The 14,534-nt window shown below is 70.3% G+C and carries 16 protein-coding genes and 3 pseudogenes; 11 read left to right on the top strand and 8 right to left on the bottom strand.

The window, feature by feature from the left end; all coding sequences use genetic code 11:
- Positions 1–82: 82 nt before the first annotated feature.
- The 4 genes and pseudogenes from QUE79_RS12670 to QUE79_RS12685 all read left to right on the top strand — a co-directional run bounded on the left by QUE79_RS12670 (position 83) and on the right by QUE79_RS12685 (position 4,412).
- Positions 83–1,120: a LacI family DNA-binding transcriptional regulator gene (locus QUE79_RS12670; RefSeq protein ID WP_286343428.1), complete on the top strand. Its 1,038-nt coding sequence runs from the start codon at positions 83–85 to the stop codon at positions 1,118–1,120.
- Positions 1,117–2,534, top strand: a pseudogene (uxaC, locus tag QUE79_RS12675) (glucuronate isomerase). The gene QUE79_RS12670 and the pseudogene uxaC overlap by 4 nt, the downstream one beginning before the upstream one ends.
- 132 nt (positions 2,535–2,666) lie before the next feature.
- Positions 2,667–3,320 carry a DUF1345 domain-containing protein gene (locus QUE79_RS12680; protein WP_286343429.1) on the top strand — a complete coding sequence of 218 codons (654 nt, stop codon included), beginning with the start codon at positions 2,667–2,669 and terminating at the stop codon, positions 3,318–3,320.
- Between the two features lie 87 nt (positions 3,321–3,407).
- The gene (locus QUE79_RS12685) at positions 3,408–4,412 is read left to right on the top strand and encodes an aldo/keto reductase family protein (protein ID WP_286343430.1); all 1,005 of its coding nucleotides are present in this window, start codon (positions 3,408–3,410) and stop codon (positions 4,410–4,412) included.
- A 139-nt stretch (positions 4,413–4,551) separates the two neighbouring features.
- Here QUE79_RS12685 and QUE79_RS12690 read toward each other — a convergent pair whose 3' ends face one another.
- Together QUE79_RS12690 and QUE79_RS12695 are read right to left on the bottom strand one after the other, a co-directional pair.
- Positions 4,552–5,049: a GNAT family N-acetyltransferase gene (locus QUE79_RS12690; RefSeq protein ID WP_286343431.1), complete on the bottom strand. Its 498-nt coding sequence runs from the start codon at positions 5,047–5,049 to the stop codon at positions 4,552–4,554.
- Positions 5,046–5,447 carry a DUF3224 domain-containing protein gene (locus QUE79_RS12695; protein WP_286343432.1) on the bottom strand — a complete coding sequence of 134 codons (402 nt, stop codon included), beginning with the start codon at positions 5,445–5,447 and terminating at the stop codon, positions 5,046–5,048. The genes QUE79_RS12690 and QUE79_RS12695 overlap by 4 nt, the downstream gene beginning before the upstream one ends.
- A gap of 98 nt (positions 5,448–5,545) precedes the next feature.
- Between QUE79_RS12695 and QUE79_RS12700 the strand changes: the two genes are divergently transcribed.
- The gene (locus QUE79_RS12700) at positions 5,546–6,073 is read left to right on the top strand and encodes a hypothetical protein (RefSeq protein WP_286343433.1); all 528 of its coding nucleotides are present in this window, start codon (positions 5,546–5,548) and stop codon (positions 6,071–6,073) included.
- 180 nt (positions 6,074–6,253) lie between these two features.
- Here QUE79_RS12700 and QUE79_RS12705 read toward each other — a convergent pair.
- Positions 6,254–7,146, bottom strand: a pseudogene (locus QUE79_RS12705) (aldo/keto reductase).
- Between the two features lie 46 nt (positions 7,147–7,192).
- Positions 7,193–8,164: an aldo/keto reductase gene (locus tag QUE79_RS12710; RefSeq protein WP_286343434.1), complete on the bottom strand. Its 972-nt coding sequence runs from the start codon at positions 8,162–8,164 to the stop codon at positions 7,193–7,195.
- A 100-nt stretch (positions 8,165–8,264) separates the two neighbouring features.
- Here QUE79_RS12710 and QUE79_RS12715 point away from each other — a divergent pair, with 100 nt between their 5' ends.
- The gene (locus QUE79_RS12715) at positions 8,265–8,630 is read left to right on the top strand and encodes a TIGR02611 family protein (RefSeq protein WP_286343435.1); all 366 of its coding nucleotides are present in this window, start codon (positions 8,265–8,267) and stop codon (positions 8,628–8,630) included.
- A gap of 2 nt (positions 8,631–8,632) precedes the next feature.
- Here QUE79_RS12715 and QUE79_RS12720 read toward each other — a convergent pair whose 3' ends face one another.
- Both QUE79_RS12720 and QUE79_RS12725 read right to left on the bottom strand, forming a co-directional pair.
- Complete coding sequence (locus tag QUE79_RS12720; protein WP_286343436.1) at positions 8,633–9,019, bottom strand: YciI family protein; 387 nt, start codon at positions 9,017–9,019, stop codon at positions 8,633–8,635.
- Positions 9,020–9,102: 83 nt separating this feature from the next.
- Complete coding sequence (locus QUE79_RS12725; RefSeq protein WP_286343437.1) at positions 9,103–9,615, bottom strand: hypothetical protein; 513 nt, start codon at positions 9,613–9,615, stop codon at positions 9,103–9,105.
- A 152-nt stretch (positions 9,616–9,767) separates the two neighbouring features.
- Between QUE79_RS12725 and QUE79_RS12730 the strand changes: the two are divergent.
- From QUE79_RS12730 to QUE79_RS12750, 5 genes and pseudogenes are all read left to right on the top strand, one after another.
- A pseudogene (locus QUE79_RS12730) lies at positions 9,768–9,908 on the top strand (DnaJ domain-containing protein); the annotation flags it as partial.
- A gap of 236 nt (positions 9,909–10,144) precedes the next feature.
- On the top strand, positions 10,145–10,711 hold the full coding sequence (locus tag QUE79_RS12735; RefSeq protein ID WP_286343438.1) for a nuclease-related domain-containing protein: 567 nt from the start codon (positions 10,145–10,147) through the stop codon (positions 10,709–10,711).
- 45 nt (positions 10,712–10,756) lie between these two features.
- Positions 10,757–11,137 (top strand): VOC family protein, encoded by a 381-nt coding sequence (locus QUE79_RS12740; RefSeq protein ID WP_286343439.1) that lies wholly within the window; start codon positions 10,757–10,759, stop codon positions 11,135–11,137.
- A 53-nt stretch (positions 11,138–11,190) separates the two neighbouring features.
- A complete protein-coding gene (locus QUE79_RS12745) occupies positions 11,191–11,586 on the top strand; it encodes a hypothetical protein (protein ID WP_286343440.1) in 396 nt (131 codons plus the stop codon).
- An 88-nt stretch (positions 11,587–11,674) separates the two neighbouring features.
- Complete coding sequence (locus tag QUE79_RS12750; RefSeq protein WP_286343441.1) at positions 11,675–12,559, top strand: NUDIX domain-containing protein; 885 nt, start codon at positions 11,675–11,677, stop codon at positions 12,557–12,559.
- Between the two features lie 83 nt (positions 12,560–12,642).
- On the opposite strand, the gene QUE79_RS12755 is transcribed toward QUE79_RS12750, so the two are convergent.
- Positions 12,643–13,056: a PDZ domain-containing protein gene (locus tag QUE79_RS12755; protein WP_350271703.1), complete on the bottom strand. Its 414-nt coding sequence runs from the start codon at positions 13,054–13,056 to the stop codon at positions 12,643–12,645.
- Positions 12,987–14,519: a trypsin-like peptidase domain-containing protein gene (locus tag QUE79_RS12760; protein WP_286343442.1), complete on the bottom strand. Its 1,533-nt coding sequence runs from the start codon at positions 14,517–14,519 to the stop codon at positions 12,987–12,989. Before QUE79_RS12760 ends, QUE79_RS12755 begins: the two co-directional genes overlap by 70 nt.
- Positions 14,520–14,534: the final 15 nt, after the last annotated feature.

Consider the following 14,534-nt stretch of genomic DNA (forward strand, 5'->3'; position numbering starts at 1 on the left):
AGACTAGGAGCATGGCAAATTAGCGACAATTATTTGCCACTAATTTGCCAAACCCGTAACGTCTTGACACAGGAGGGGATCAATGACCGACACCGCCCCGCGTCGCAAAGCAGCGACCATCACCGACGTGGCCGCTCTCAGCGGCGTCGCCCCGTCGACCGTCTCGAGGGCGCTGACCACCCCCGACCGCGTCAACGCCGTGACCCGTGCCCGCATCGAGGCGGCCGCCGACGAGATCGGCTACGTCTCGTCGCGGGGGACGTCCCAGGCCGCGACGAGCCGAACGCGGACCGTCGCCGTCCTCGTCTCCGACATCACGAACCCGTTCTACTTCGGCATCATCCGGGGCACGCAGCAGCAGCTCAAGGCCGCCGGCTACCGGCAACTCCTCGTCGACACCGAGGAGTCGGGCGAACTGGAGGCCGCGACCCTCGAGTCCCTGGGCTCGAACGCGGTCGGCGCCGTCGTCACGGCCTCGCGGTTGCCCGACGCCGATCTCGCGGCGTACTCCCGCGGCATGCCCCTGGTCGCCATCAACCGGCGGCCGGAGGGGGTGCCCAACGTGCTGATCGATACCCCCGGCGGTGTCGAGCAGGCTCTGGAGCACCTCTTCTCCCTCGGGCACCGCGACATCGTCTACGTCTCGGGCCCCGTCACCTCCTGGTCGAACGAGCGCCGCTGGAAGGCGCTCGAGCGCGCCGGCGAGCGTCTCGGCGCCGTGCCTCACCGGGTGGGGCCGTTCACGCCGACCACCGGGGCCGGTGTCGTCGCGGCCGACGTCGCCGTCACCTCGGGCGCGACGGCGTGCATCGTCTTCAACGACCTCATCGCCATCGGCATGCTCGCCCGCCTCCGCGAGCGCGGAGTCGACGTGCCAGGCGACATCAGCATCGTCGGCTGCGACGACATCTTCGGCGCCGACTTCTGCAATCCGCCGCTGACCACCCTGCACGCGCCGATCGAGCGCGCCGGCCGCGTCGCCGTCTCGATGCTGCTCGCCCGGCTCGCCCAGACGGCGCCCGACCAGGTGCAGCGCAACTCCGTGCTCCTTCCGACCACCCTCACCGTCCGGTCGACGACCGGACCCGTATTGCACTCTCCCCGAAAGGCAGGACGATGACGTCCCTCGCTCCCCACCCCGACCGACTGCTGCCGGCCGACCCCGCGACCCTCGACCTCGCCAGGCAGCTCTACGCCTCGGTGAAGGACGCGCCGATCCTCTCGCCGCACGGGCACGTCGACGCCGAACTGCTCCTCGACGACCAGCCGTTCGGCGATCCTGCCGCCCTCCTCATCACACCCGATCACTACGTCCTCCGCCTGCTGCACGCGTCGGGGGTGCCCCTCGAGCAGCTCGGCGTCGCGCCGCGCGACGGAGCCTCAGCGGTCGCCGAAGGCCGCGAGGTCTGGCGCGCCCTGGCCAGCCACTGGGACGTCTTCCTCGGCACGCCCGTCCGCTACTGGTTCGAGACCGAGCTGCACGACGTCTTCGGACTCGCCGAGCACCCCTCTGCCGCGAACGCCGATGCGCAGTACGACCAGCTCGCCGCCGCACTCGCCACCCCCTCGATGCGACCGCGAGCGCTGTTCGAACGGTTCCGGATCGAGGTGCTGGCGACCACCGACGATCCTGCGTCCGATCTCGCCGCGCACGCGGCCCTGCGCGACGACCCGTCCTTCACCGGGCGAGTGCTGCCCACCTTCCGGGCCGACAGCTACTACGACCCCGCCAGGCCGGAGTGGCGGGAATCGCTGTCCCGGCTCGGCGAGGTGTCGGGGATCGACACGACCACGCACGCCGGGCTGCTGGAGGCGCTCCGGTCACGGCGCGAACACTTCATCCGACACGGGGCGACCGCCTCCGACACGGGAGTCCCCGACGCGGGTTCCGAGCCCCTCGATCCTGCCGACGCCGCTCGCATCCACCAGGCCGCGCTCCGCGGGCCCGTCTCTGCCGCGGACGCCGCCGCCTACCGGCACACGATGCTGTTCGAGAGCGCGCGAATGGCGGCGGACGACGGGCTGGTGATGCAACTGCACCCCGGAATCCTGCGCAACCACCACCGACCGACCCTCGAGCGCTTCGGGCCCGATGTCGGGCACGACCTCCCGCTCATCCGGTCGTCGTACACCGAGCCGCTGCGGCCCATCCTCGAGGCGTTCGGAACGCACCCCACGTTCCGCATGGTGCTCTTCACCGTCGACGAGACGGCGTTCACCCGTGAGATCGGGCCGTTGGCCGGCTTCTACCCTCGGTGTTCGCCGGGGCGCCGTGGTGGTTCATCGACACTCCCGCCGCCATCCGCCGCTACCGCGAGGCCGTCACCGACTCGGTCGGCTTCACGAAGACGTCCGGGTTCATCGACGACACCCGGGCCTTCTGCTCGATCCCCGCCCGCCACGACATGTCGCGTCGGGTGGACGCCGGCTACCTCGCCTCGCTCGTCGTGACCCACCAGATCAGCGAGGACGACGCCCACCGGGTGGCGCACGACCTCGTCGACACGATCCCGCGCGCGACCTTCCGCCTCTGACGCCCCTCGTCGTGCGCAACTCGCCGCTCACGGTCCCCTCCGGGCGTCGTGTGCGCACGACGACGAGGCGGCGCGACCAGGGCAGCGGCGTGTCGGGGCGCCGCGACGACGCGGGGGAGCGACGATCAGCGGATGGAACCCGTGAAGGTCGACGCTCGAAAGGGCGCATCGAAGCTCCGCATGGTCGTGATGTTCGCCGCCGGCCTCGTCGCGGGCGGCATCGCGGCGCTCGCCGGGCTCGCCACCATCTCGCTCGTCATCGGCTGGATCGTCGCCTGCCTGGTCTACCTGCTCTGGGTCTACTCGATCGTGTTCCGCTTCGACGGCGACAGCACGCGGAAGCACGCGCTCGCCGAAGACCCGTCGCGGAGCACCTCGCAGATCCTGCTGATCCTCGCCAGCCTCGCGAGCCTCGGCATCGTCGGATTCACCGTCATCGAGGCGAGCAAGGCGACCGGCCTCCGGGCCGACGGCCTCGCGGGGCTGGCCGTCGCGAGCGTGGCGCTGTCCTGGTTCCTGATCCACACCCTCTACATGCTCCGGTACGCGGTGCTCTACTACCAGGGCGACGAGGGCGGGATCGACTTCAACCAGAAGGAGCCGCCCGACTACCACGACTTCGCCTACCTCGCCTTCGATCTCGGCATGACGTACCAGGTCAGCGACACGACCGTGTCGAACCGGATCATCCGGCACCTCGTCACGCGCCACTGCCTGCTGTCGTACCTGTTCGGAACCGTCATCCTGGCGACGCTGATCAATCTGGTGGCCGGCCTCGGCGGCTGAGGATCAGTGCGGCGTGAGCGCTCACAACGCGAGTAGCGTCTCTCGAGGCGACGCATCGACGCGTCCCACGACAGGAGCAGCACTCGCATGGAATTCAGGTATCTCGGCAACTCCGGACTCAAGATCTCCGAACTCACCTACGGCAACTGGCTGACCCACGGCTCGCAGGTCGAGAACGACACGGCGGCCGCGTGTGTCCGGGCAGCCCTCGACGTGGGCATCTCGACCTTCGACACCGCCGACGTCTACGCCAACACCCAGGCGGAGACCGTCCTGGGTGAAGCGCTGAAGGGAGAGCGGCGCGAGTCGCTCGAGATCTTCACGAAGGTCTACGGCCCGACCGGGCCCAAGGGCCACAACGACACCGGCCTCAGCCGCAAGCACATCACCGAGTCGATCAACGGGTCACTGAAGCGGCTCCAGACCGACTACGTCGACCTGTACCAGGCGCACCGCTACGACCTCGAGACCCCGCTCGAAGAGACCATGCAGGCCTTCGCCGACCTGGTCCGCCAGGGCAAGGTCCTCTACATCGGCGTGTCGGAGTGGAACGCCCAGCAGCTCCGCGACGGAGCCGCTCTCGCCACAGAGCTGGGCATCCAGCTCATCTCGAACCAGCCCGAGTACTCCCTGCTCTGGCGGGTCATCGAAGAGGAGGTCGTGCCGGCGTCGAAGGAGCTCGGCATCTCGCAGATCGTCTGGTCGCCGATCGCGCAGGGCGTGCTGACCGGGAAGTACAAGAAGGGCCAGGAACTGCCCGCAGGATCGAGGGCGACCGACCAGAAGGGCGGCGCCGGCTCGATTGCGCGCTGGCTCTCCGACGACGTGCTCGACGCGGTCGCGCAGCTCGAGCCGGTCGCCTCCGACCTCGGCCTCACTCGCGCGCAGCTCTCGCTCGCCTGGGTGCTGCACAACGACAACGTCGCCTCGGCGATCATCGGTGCTTCGCGGCCCGAGCAGGTCGAGTCGAACGCCGCGGCCTCGGGGGTCAGGCTCGACGCCGACGTCGTCGACCGCATCGAAGGCATCTTCGCGGGCCTGGCCGAGACGGACCCGGCCAAGACGCAGCTGCCCGCCGGCCGCGAGGTCTAGGGATCGTCTCTCACGGCACCTCCGGCAGATCAGGAGACACGCCCCGGCTCTCGCGTCGTCGACCGGACGAGATCCGCCCCGCCTTCTCGGGCGTCGGGCGGATTTCGTGCACCCGAGGGGCCGTCGGCGCCCCGTTCGCTCAGAGGCGCAGCTTGAAGCCGACGTGCGAGCCGGTGAAGCCGAGCCGCTCGTAGAAGCGGTGGGCGTCGACTCGCGCGCTGTCGGAGGTGAGCTGGACGAGGGCCGCGCCCTGTTCTCTGGCCGAAGCGACGGCCCAGCGCATCATGGCCGCGCCGATGCCGTGGCTGCGGCGGTCCGCGCGGACTCGGACGGCCTCGATCTGCAGACGCGTGGCGCCCTGTCGGGCCAGCCCCGGAATGAGCGTGAGCTGCATGGTCCCGACGACGACGCCCTCCTCGTCGACCGCGACGAGCAGCTGCTGGGCCAAATCGCGGTCGATCGCCTCGAACGCGCGCTCGTACGCCGGACGGTCCTCCGCCCTGGCCCGGTCGCCGCGCGAGGCGCTGATCGGATCGTCGGCGAGGAGCTGCAGGATCGCGTCGAGGTCGTCCGCCGTGGCCCGCCGCAGGAGGTGGTCGCCGCCACGCGTGGGAAGCACCCTGCTCGGCTCGCTCACCGGGTGAGGAGGCTCAGGACGAAGAAGGGACCGTCGTCGTCGTGCTGGATGGCGGCGCTCCCGGTGAAGTGGGCGAAGTCGCCCGTGCCGGTTCCGGGCACGATGTTGCCGAACTGCCCCGAGTCGCTCGGCGTCTGCATGGCGCCGTGGTGCACGGTGAACGCCCCGGACCGCCCGTCGTCGAGGGTGCCCTCGATGCGCTCGACGGCGACGTACCCGCGCCCGGTCTCCTCCTCGCCGGAGCTGAGGAAGACGAGGTCGCTCCGGCCGACGAGGCCCTTCGTGAAGGTCTTGTGCATCGCGAGACCGGACGCCCATCCGCCGACCACGCCGGGCAGCTCGATCGGTGTCGCCGCCGTGACGTCGAAGCGGGCGGTCAGGGTCTCCACGATGTCCATGCGACCACCGTACTTGACGCCCTGCCGCCGGCGAACGACCTGCCGATCGCCCGCCGATCGCCCGCCCGAGGTCGGCGGTGGATGGCAGGATCAGCCTCATGGACGCCGACACTCTCGCCAACATCATCCAGGTGGTCGCCACGCTCATCGCCCTGGTCGGCCTGGCGGTGTCGTTCGTGTTCTCCTGGCAGGGCCAGAAGCTCCAGAAGCAGCAGGCGATCGAGTCGGCGGCCGAGGCGGCGGAGTCGAACAGGGCCGCGCAGGCCGCCGCCCAGCGCGCCGCGGCGTCCGCGGCCCTCACCATCGACGACCTGGCGCGCATCGCCGTCGCGCTCGAGAAACTCGCCGCCGAGCGGCCCGCGGCGACGTCCCCGGGCGGACGGTTCGAGGCGAAGGCGGCACCGGCGGCACCGGTCGCGGCCGTCTGGCGGCTCACGCACGGCGGCGGCGACGACTACCGGCTCGCCAACGTGGGCACGGCTGCGGCCTTCGACGTCTGGGTCGGCGGCGCAGCTTCCTCGACGGTCCACACGGCCTGGACCCGGGGGCGCGGGTCCCCGCCGGCAGCGCCGTCAGTTTCCGCGCGGCCGTGCGCCCGACCACGGTCGACTCGACGATCACGGTGACCTGGGCCTCGACGCCCGGCGCCGCCGAGCGGTCGTCGTGGCGGTACCCGCTGCCCGGTGCGTGATCCTGCCCAGCTCTGCCCCTGCCCAGCTCTGCCCCTGCCGCAAAACGTCTCACGGACAAATCACCTGGCCGCGGCCGGTCGATTCGTCCGTGAGACGTCTTGAGGCGGAGGTTGCCTAGGCCGGAACGGTCGCTGCTTCGAGCCGGGCGAACTCGTCGTCGCTCAGCTTGATCGAGGCCGCCGTCGCCGAGTCCATGATCGACTGCGGTCGGGACGACCCCGGGATCGGCACCACGGTCGACGACTTCGCGAGCTCCCAGGCGAGACACACCACCTGGGGGACAGCCGCCTCGCATTGGCGATCTCGGCGAACACCGTGTGGTTGGTCCCGAGATCTCCCGCATTCGAGATGCCCCCGAGCGGACTCCACGGCAAGAACGCGATGCTCATCTCGTCGCACAGTTCGAGCTCCGCGGTCGACGACAGGAACGCCGGTGAGAACTGGTTCTGGACCGACACGAGGCGGTCGTCCAGGAGCTCGTTGGCCTGCCTGATCTGGTCGACGTCGGCGTTGGAGATGCCCGCCATCCGGATCACGCCCTCGTCGAGCAGCTCGACGAGCGCCCCGATCGAGTCGGCATACGGCACCTTGGGATCGGGTCGATAAAACTGGTAGAGCCCGATCGAGTCGACGCCGAGGCGTTTCGCGGAGGCCTTGGCGGCCTCCTTGAGGTGCGCGGGGCTGCCGTCCTGACCCCAGGGGCCCCTGCCGCCCGGGGCGTCGTGGATCCGCGTGTGGCCGCCCTTGGTCGCGACCAGGATCTCGTCGGTGTTGCCGTGCCAGTCATGCAGCGCCTTGGCGATGAGGAGCTCGTTGTGCCCCTCGTCGTCGGGCTTTCCGCCGAGGCTGTAGGCGTCGGCCGTGTCGATGAGGGTGATGCCCGCCTCGAGCGCGGCGTGGATCGTCGCGATGGCGCGCTTCTCGTCGGGGCGACCCTCGATCGACAGAGGCATTCCGCCCAGGCCGATCGCGCTGACGGTGACGTCGCCGATGGTACGTGTCTTCATTGATCCGTCTTTCGTCGGGGGCGGTGGGCGAGCAGGATGCTCGTGGTCACCACGCGTAATCCTCCGGAGCCGGCTTGTGGCCGGGGAACAGCGCGTCGAGCCGGTCGAGCGCACTCTGGTCGAGCGTGATATCGACCGACGCCACCGCCGAGTCCCACTGTTCCATGGTTCGCGGACCGGTGATGGGGCCGGTCACGCCTGGCTGGTGCAGGAGCCAGGCCAGCGCGAGTTCTCCCGGGGCGTGGCCGAGTTCTTTGGCGAGGTTCTCGTACGACTCGAGCTGGTCGCGGTGCGCGTCGACGAACTCCTTCGAGCGTCCGGTCAGGCGGCGCTTGCCCTCCTGTTCCTTGCCGACGATCCCGCCGAGGATGCCGCCGTTCAGGGGCGACCACGGGATGACGCCGAGGCCGTAGTGGATCGCGGCCGGGATCACTTCGAGCTCGACCTCGCGCTTGACCAGGTTGTAGATCGACTGCTCGGAGACGAGCCCGGTGAAGTGGCGTGCCTTCGCTGCCTCCTGCGCCTGGGCGATGTGCCAGCCGCCGAAGTTGCTCGAGCCGACGTAGGTGATCTTGCCCTGGGCGACCGCGACCTCGATCGCCTGCCAGATCTCGTCCCAGGGGGTCGCCCGGTCGACGTGGTGGAACTGGATGAGGTCGATGTGATCGGTCTGGAGCCGGGTCAGGCTCGCGTCGATCGCCTGGCGGATGTTGAGGGCCGAGAGTTTGCCCTGGTTGGGCCAGTCGCCCATATCGCCGTAGAGCTTGGTGGCGAGCACGGTCTTCTCGCGCCGTCCGTTTCCCGTGGCGAACCAGCGGCCGATGATGCTCTCGGTCGCTCCCTTGCCGACCGAGCCGCCGTAGCCGTTGGCCGTGTCGAAGAAGTTGACGCCCACCTCGTGGGCTTTGTCCATGATGGCGTGCGAGTCCTCTTCGCTGGTCTCCGGCCCGAAGTTCATGGTACCGAGGATGGCTCGAGAAACGGACAGCCCTGTGCGTCCCAAATGCGTATATTCCATGGGTTCCTGTCTAGACCCTCTGGCAGGTGAGCGCTAACGCTTTCAGGAAGCCGCTGTCATTTGCCAGGGCATTCCCGTCTGCCCTGCGTACCATCGGCGCATGTCGCTGCACGAGGAGGACCATCCCGCGCACCACCACCGTCTCCGCAACACGCGGATCGCACGGCGGGCGCGCCTCTTCCGCGCGCGACTCAACGGGTATCCGCGGCTCCGTCTCGCCTACAAGATCGCGATCGGCGTGTTCGGCATCGCCGTCGTCATCGCGGGGCTGATCCTGATCCCGCTTCCCGGGCCGGGCTGGCTGATCGTCTTCCTCGGCCTCGCGATCCTCGGCACGGAGTTTCCGGCGGCCCATCGGCTCAACATGTGGGTCCAGCGGAAGGTCCGCGGTGCGATCGCCTGGTTCCAGGAGCGCCGCCACCGTCGCGCCGCCGCCCGCGCGCAGCGGGCAGCTCCCGGCCGCTGACCTCAGCCTTCGGTCGAGGTCGGGACTCCCGGTGCCTCTCCCGTCGACGCGTCGACGAATCCGCGAATCCAGCCGCCCTCCACCTCGCGCACCTCGACGGCGCCGCCCTGCCACGTGGCGGGGTTCTGCTTCGCGATCGCGAGCGCCGCTTCCAGATCGGGCGCCTCGATGATCCCGAGACCCGCGATGACCTCCCGCGTCTCGGTGTACGGCCCGTCGCTGACCATGCCGCCGCGGACCGTACGGATGTGTTCCCGAGGCGTGAGCGCGAACGCCGCGACCATCGATCCTGCGCGGATCAGGTCGGCGGAGTGCCGATCGTGTTCGGCGAGGTCTTCGGGCGACGGAGTCTCTCGGCCGCCGTAGATCAGGATCGCGTACTGGGTCATGGTGTCTCCGATCGGACTCCGGTGACGTCCACCGGTACTCCTCCGTCGAACGTGCCGTTGCGAAATCGACAGAAGCGGCAGGATCAGACGTCGGCCGACGCCTCGTTTCCCCACGACGTGATCTCGCGGGGCACACCGAGCTCGTGCGACCCCTCGGGCTCGAGCACCTCGATGGCGCGCACGCGGTCGGCGACGGCGCCGCCGGTCGACGCGATCCACGAGCCGACGAGGATGCTGTCGTCGACGCTCGAGTGCACGGCCACGCCGGCGATGTCGAACAGACCGTAGGCGGGCTCGGCGAACGTGACCCGCACGAGGTCTCCGTGCGACACCGACGCGTAGGTGGCCGGCGCTGCGGCGAGGGCCTCCTCGGCGGACGTGCGCTCGGCCGAGTGGTAGGTGCGCAGCAGCTGCAAGAACTTCTGCGGCTTCTTGTTCGAGTCGAGCGGGTGGCTGCCGAGGGCGAAGGCCGCCATCGACTGCGAGTACGTCGCCAGACCGCGCACGGCGAAGACGCCGTAGCGCTCCGTCGCGAACGTCGCCACGACGGCGTCTTCGGGCTGGAGATCGGCGAGGAACGCCGTCAGAGCCTTCACATTGCGTTTGGCCGGGGAGTGAGGTCGTCGTCTGCCACACAGGCGACCCTACCGCCCGCCATCCTGCGCCCCTCTTCATCGGATCCGTCCCGGATCTTCACGGCTCGGGCAGCCGGGATTCCCAGCCCGGTGCCGGTATTCTCACTCCACACATGACCGAGAGCCCTGCCGCCGCCACCCCCTACGAGGTGCTGGGGGTCAGTGCTGCCGCGACGCAGGAGGAGCTCCGGAAGGCCTATCGCAGGCTCGCCCGCGAGACCCACCCCGACCTCGGCGGAACACCGGAGCGTTTTCGCCAGGTGCAGCTCGCCTGGGAGCGCATCGGTACTCCCGAAGACCGCGCGCGCTACGACAGCGTGAGCTCTCGCGCATCCGGCCCGAGCGGCAGCGCCCGCTTCTCCACCGACGAACCGACGACCGTCTGGGCTCCGACGCCGCCTCGCAGGCGTCCCGAGTCCAAACCACGGGCCCGCGCCTTCGGCCACCCCGGCGGCCAGGAGCGCCTTCGCTACCTCGAACTGATCCGCGAGTGGGTCGGGCTCGGCGACGAGATCGACGACCCGTACGATCCCGCGCTCGTGCGTTCGGCTCCCCTGAGATCCGCAGGATCCTCGCCAAGGCGATCGCCGAAGAGTCGACGGCCAAGGCTGTGCTCGAGCTCGGCATCGCGTACACGATCTGGAGCAACGTCGCCGCCGGGCGCGAGCCCGAGCTCGACCACGTGGTCCTCGCGCCGACCGGCCTCTACGCGATCAACTCCGAAGACTGGGGCTCGCCCATCCGCCTGGTCAAGGGCGAGGTCGAAGGCGCGGGGCTCCGGTCGGGTGAGCAACCAGCCAAGACCCTCGCGCGCAGCGCTCGAGCGTTCCAGAAGTCGACGCGCGTGCCGTTCGCGGCCCAACTGATGGTGGTACCAGACGAACACCTCGACGACGCGATCGAGCCGGTGAGCCGCGGGCGGCGCAACGCCGCGTTCGCCGTCCGGCGCTCGATCCTGCCCCACGTCCTCCGCGGCGGCCTCACCGGCGACCAGACGCCGCAGGTCGACGTCTTCGAGATCCGCGCCCGCCTCCAGCAGAGCGTCCGGTTCGTCTGACGCGACCCGGTTCCGCTCGGCGGCCCACCGTGCCATGCTGTCCGCATGCTCACAACGGCGCACGCATTCAACGGCTTCAGCGTGAAAGACATCGACGAGGCCGAGGCTTTTTACCACGGGGTGCTGGGCTTCACCGTGTCGAAGAACGACATGGGCATCCTCGATCTCACGCTGCCCGGCGGCGCCACGACGATCCTCTATCCGAAGGACGACCACGTCCCGGCGACGTTCACCGTCCTGAACATCGAGGTGAAAGACATCGACGCGGCCGTCGCGGAGCTGGCCGAGGCGGGGGTGACCCTCGAGAACTACGGCGGCTATGCCGACGAACGCGGAATCATGCGCGGCAAGTCGGTCGGGATGGGGCCCGACATCGCGTGGTTCCTCGACCCGTCCGGCAACATCCTGTCGGTGCTCTCCGCCTGAGGGTGCACCCGGCACCGGTATCCTTGACGGGTTCCGATGTGCAGGAGGTCACCGTGAGCGACGACGAACCCGAGCGACCCGCTCGGCCCGTCACCTCGATGTCCCTTCGCGCCGAGAAGCTCCGCGTCACGATGGCGCGAGCGGCGGGCGCCAAACTCGAGAGCGACCCCGGGCTGTCCGCGCTGCCGAAGCCGCGCGACCCCGAGCTCGTCAACCGATTCGCCATCGCGGGATTCGTCATCGGACTCGCTGCTCTCTTCCTCGATGCGTTCTTCGTCCCCTCCGTCGTGGCCCTGGTCTTCTGCTTCCTCGGGTTGCAGCGCGCCCGGGTCCTGGTCGGTCGCGGGAAAGAGCCGTTCGGGCGCCGCCGGGCACTCTGGGGGATCGGCTTCGCGCTGTTCGGCGCCGCCGGCATCGCCTACTCGCTCTGGATCAGGCCTCTGTTCTGATCGCTGCGGGAGCCTCCCGGCCGGTCGAGCCGAGACCCCGGGCGACATCTGTCGCTCGCTCCGGGCAAGACGTGGCAAGCTCGACAGCGTGACCATTCACGGACCAGCCGACGGCTGGGTGATCGCGCCCGACGGCCGGAAGTTCTGGGGCAGGGCCGGCGCGGCGGGCCTGCTGGTCATCGATCCGAGCCGCGGCGTGCTGCTGCAGCACCGCGCCGTCTGGAGCCACTTCGGAGACACCTGGGGCATCCCCGGCGGCGCCCGCCAGTTCGACGAGTCGGCTGTCGACGGAGCCCTCCGGGAGAGCGCCGAAGAAGCCGCAGTGCCCCCGTCGGCACTTCGCCTGCTGTTCTCGTCCGTCGTCGATCTCGACATCTGGTCGTACACCACGATCGTCGCGCGAGCCGAAACGCCCTTCGAGCCGGTCATCGCCGACCGCGAGAGCGAGGCGCTCGCCTGGGTCCCGCTGGCCGAGGTCGACGCTCTCCCGCTGCACCCCGGCTTCGCGGCGTCCTGGTCTCGCCTCGGTCCGCTCGCTCAGCGCCCGCTCCACCTCGTCGTCGACTCGGCGAACGTCGTCGGCTCGAGGCCCGACGGCTGGTGGCGCGACCGGGCCGGCGCCACGGCGCGTCTGAGCGCCGAACTCGACGCACTGGCGCTCTCCGGCGTCCCGGCCGACGCCGTCGGCGACCACGACGGCCGCGTCGCCACCTGGTGGCCGGACGTCACCCTGGTAGTCGAAGGGCAGGCGAAGGCCGTGCAGGATCCCGCCCGCGGCTCCCGGCTCCGGCTCGTCCGCGCCCCGGCCGACGGCGACTCCGCCATCGTCGCCGAGGTGGCGTCGCTGGCCGCGCCCGGGCCCGCGGCGCCGCACGTCGTCGTGGTGACGGCCGATCGCGAGTTGACCGCCCGCGTGACGGCGCTCGGGGCGACCGTCGTCGGTCCCTCGATCCTGCGCTCGCTCCTGCCCTGAACCGTCCGCGTTCGAAGCCCCGGGCGCGGCGACGCCCCCTCGCTGCGGGGCGAGGGGGCGTCGTGGCTGCGAGGCGCTGACCGCTACGCGGCGGGACCGGAGCCGAGCGTCACGGTGACGGTGTGGCTGGCCCCTTCGGCGTCGGTGTAGGTGACCGTCACGGAGTCGCCGACCTTGTGCGACTGGATCGCGTCGGTGAGGGCGGTGGAGTCGGCGACGGCGGTTCCGCCGACAGCCGTGATGGTGTCGCCCGCGACGAGACCGGCCTTGGCAGCGGCGCTGCCGGACACGGTGCCCGCGATGGTGACTCCCGAGGTGGTCGTGCCGGTCCCGGTGCCCGTCGAGGAGATCTGCGCGCCGAGGAAGGCGGGCAGACCGATCGTGATCGTGCTGGAGGACTCGCCGGCGAGGATCTTGTCGGCGATGCTCAGCGCGCTGGCGATCGGGATGGCGTAGCCGGTGACGTCCGTGGTGCCGGACGACGCAGCCGTGACGATGCCGACGACTTTTCCGTCGGCGTTGCGGAGGGCCCGCCGGAGTCGCCGGAGACGACGTCCGCGCTGATCTCGATCAGGTTGGTCAGCGACTCCGTGCCCGAGCCGGACTCGCTCTGCACGGTGATCGACTGTTTGGTCGCCGTGACGGTGCCCTTGGCCGTGACCAGGCTGCCGGTTCCCTCGGCGTTGCCGGTGGAGTGGATCGAATCGCCGGTCGCGACCTTCGCGGTCTTGCCGAACGAGACCGGGGTGAGGCCGGACGCGCCCTGCAGCTTCAGGACCGCGACGTCGTGGGTGGAGTCGGTGCCGACCACGTCGGCGGTGTAGGTCTTGCCGGTCGAGACGACGGTGACCTGGATGCTCGTGGCGCCCTGGACGACGTGGTTGTTCGTCAGGATCTCGCCGTTCGAGGTCATGATCATGCCCGTGCCAGCCGATTTGGAGGACTCGTCGTAGTCGAGCGTCGAGACGATCGTCACGAGGCCCTGCTTCTCGGTCGCCGTCGCGGCGGTGGCGTCGCTCGGCACCGTCCCGGTGCCGGAGCTCGACCCCGATCCGCCCTGCGTGCCGCCGAAGGTGCCCGTACCGCCCTGGCCGTAGCCGTAGGTGCCACCGGACGATCCTGATCCGCCCGACCCGTTGGGGATCTGGAGCGTCTGGCTCTGACCGGCGGCGGACGCGGCCTGCTCACCGGTCGCGTGACCGAGGGCGAAGGCGCCGCCACCGGCTGCTCCGGCGATGATGACTCCGGCCGCGACGGCGCCGGTGATGGTCATCCAGCGCTTCGGACGGCGTTTCGGCTGCGCGAAGGCGGGCGGCACCTGGCCGTACCCGTAGGGAGCCTGGCCGCCGTAGGGCTGCTGATTCGCGTAGGGCTGCTGACCGCCGTACGGCTGCTGGCCCGCGTAGGGCGGCTGGCCCGCGGCCGCGGGGCCGACGCCGTAGGGAGTCTGGCCGGGGTACGGCGTCTGGCCGGCCGGCTGACCGGGAACGATGGGGCGGCCGTACGGGTCGTACGCCTGCTGGGCGCCGTTCTGCAGGTACTGCTGGGCGCCGTACTGGGTCGCATAGCCGTCCTGCCCCATCTGAGCGGCAGGATCCTGCTCGCTCCGGTTCGCGGATCCGGCTGAGGTTCCGTCGGCGGGCGTGCCGGAGACGTAGTGCGCCGGCGTCGGGCCGGTGCGGTGGGGGAGCGTGTGGGCCGTGGGCTGTTCGCTGCCCTGGTCGGCGGCCGCGGGGTACTCGCGGGTGGGCTGCTCGGCACCGTCCTGCTCGGCCTGCACGACACCGGAAGGCTCGGCGGTGGGCTGCGGAACGGTCGGCTGGGCGTCCTGGGCCGCGAACTCTTCGGTGGCGGCGTTCTGCGCAGCTTCGTGAGCCGCAGTGGACGACGGTGTCGTGCGCTCGTCGCCAGTGTCCTGGGGCTCGGGGGCACCGGGAGTGGTGTTGCTGCTGTCGTTCATGATTGCCTTTCTGGG

It is taken from the genome of Frondihabitans sucicola, from assembly GCF_030296615.1.
GTDB lineage: Bacteria > Actinomycetota > Actinomycetes > Actinomycetales > Microbacteriaceae > Frondihabitans > Frondihabitans sucicola.